The organism is Streptomyces sp. NPDC002690, from assembly GCF_053592415.1.
Map to the genome: position 1 here is coordinate 1 of NZ_JBSFVR010000661.1, position 2080 is coordinate 2080.

At 71.8% G+C, this 2080-nt stretch carries 2 pseudogenes; one reads left to right on the top strand and one right to left on the bottom strand.

Features of this window, described 5'->3' with window-relative positions:
* A pseudogene (locus tag ACWD3D_RS36445) lies at positions 1 to 109 on the top strand (DUF3418 domain-containing protein); the annotation flags it as partial.
* Between the two features lie 78 nt (positions 110 to 187).
* Here ACWD3D_RS36445 and ACWD3D_RS36450 read toward each other — a convergent pair.
* A pseudogene (locus ACWD3D_RS36450) lies at positions 188 to 2044 on the bottom strand (acyltransferase domain-containing protein); the annotation flags it as partial.
* Between the last annotated feature and the right edge of the window lie 36 nt (positions 2045 to 2080).

Below are 2080 nucleotides of genomic sequence, written 5' to 3' on the forward strand. Positions count from 1 at the left end.
CGAGACGGTGGCCGTCCGGCTCTTCGACACCGAGGCCGAGCAGCAGCAGGCGATGTGGCGGGGCACCCGCAGGCTCATCCTGCTGAACATCCCGGCACGCCCCGTCCGGGTCGTCGGCGCGGCGGCAGTGGATCGACATGACCCGGTCGCCCGAGAGGTCCGGCTCTCCGACTGCCGCATTCAGCTGCACGCCACCGGTCTTCGGGATGACGAGCGGCTGCTGGAGGGTCAGCTCCCTGACGACCGGCCGGTCCGCCCGGTCCCCGGCGTACAGGGCCAGCTCGACGAAAGCCGCGCCCGGCACCAGCACGTGCCCGAACACCGTGTGGTCGGCCAGCCAGGGCTGGGTCCGCAGCGACTCGCGGCCGGTCAGCAGCAGCCCTCCCAGGCCGGGCAGCTCCGCCTCCGCACCGAGCATCGGGTGCTCCGCCGGGGACAGGCCCGCTCCACCGACGTCGCCGGAGTGACCCGTCGCCTCGATCCAGTGGCGCCGCCGTTGGAAGGCGTAGGTGGGCAGGCCGACCGGGCGGCCGCCGGCCTGCCAGTGGTCCCAGGCCACCGGTCCGCCGGCCACGAACAGCTCGGCCGCCGAGCGCACGAACCGGTCCAGGCCGCCCTCGTCACGGCGTAGCGTGCCGACGACAGCGGTGCCGAGGGCCGTTTCGGTGGTCTCCTCGATGCCGACGGTGAGTACGGGGTGGGCGCTGGATTCGACGAAGTGGCCGTAGCCGTCGCGCAGGGCGGCGCGGGTGGCGTCTTCGAAGCGGACGGTCTCGCGAAGGTTCTCGTGCCAGTAACGGGCGGTCAGTGCGGTGGTGTCCAGGAGGTCGCCGGTCAGGGTGGAGTAGAAGGGGACCTTCGAGGGCCGGGGCGTCACCTCGGCCAGGTCGGTCAGCAGACGTTCGCGCAGGACGTCCATCTGCGATGAGTGGGAGGCGTAGTCGACTGCTATCCGTCGGTACTTCACACCGTCGGCGTCCAGGGTCGCGAGGAACGCGTCGATCTCGGCGTCGGCCCCGGACACCACCGTGGCCGTCGGGCTGTTGACCACCGCCAGGGCCAGTGTCCGCGAACCGGCGATCCGTTCCCGGACCGCGTCGGCCGGGGCCAGCACCGACACCATCGTGCCGGTCCCTGCCACGCCTGTCAGCGCCCGCGAGCGCAACAGCACGATCCTGGCCGCGTCCCGCAGGCTCAACGCGCCCGCCACGTAGGCGGCGGCGATCTCGCCCTGCGAGTGGCCGATGACCGCGTCCGGCACGATGCCCGCGGTCCGCCAGAGCGGCACCAGCGACACCATGATCGCGAACAGCACGGGCTGAACGACGTCCACCCGGTCGAGGTCCGGCGCGCCGGGCTCACCCCTGACCACGTCCAGCAGCGACCAGTCGACGAACTCCGCGAACGCCTCGGCGATCCGCGCAAGCTCGGCGGCGAACTCCGGGGACTTCTCCAGCAGTTCGCGGCCCATCCCGAGCCACTGCGAACCCTGACCCGGGAACACGAACACCGTCCCCGCACCCACCCCACGCACCGAACCGGTGACCAGGCCGGAGTTCTCCCGACCGGCGGCCAGATCGGCCAGCACCGCCGTCAACTCCTTGCGAACACTCCCGTGGACCACGGCACGATGCTCGAAGACCGAACGGGAGGAGAGGGAGTGGGCGACATCCGCGACCGTCACCGCCTCCGACGCATCCTCCTCCAGCCAGCTCACCAGCGTCCCGGCCTGCGCCGCCAACGCCTCACGGGTACGACCCGACAACACCCACACCGAAGTACCGGAAGCCTCCACGACCTCCGCTTCCGGCTCCGGCTCCCGGGCCGGAGCCGTCCCGGACGGCGCCTGCTCGATGATCACGTGCGCGTTCGTACCCGACAGCCCGAACGAGGACACCGCAGCCCGCCGCGGCCGCTCAGCCTCGGGCCACACCCGATCGGAAGTCAGCAACTCAACACGGCCCGACGACCAGTCCACGTGCGAAGACGGCGCATCCACCCCCAGCGTCCGCGGCAGCACCCCGTGCCGCAGCGCCTCCACCATCTTGATCACACCACCCACACCCGCAGCCGCCTGCGT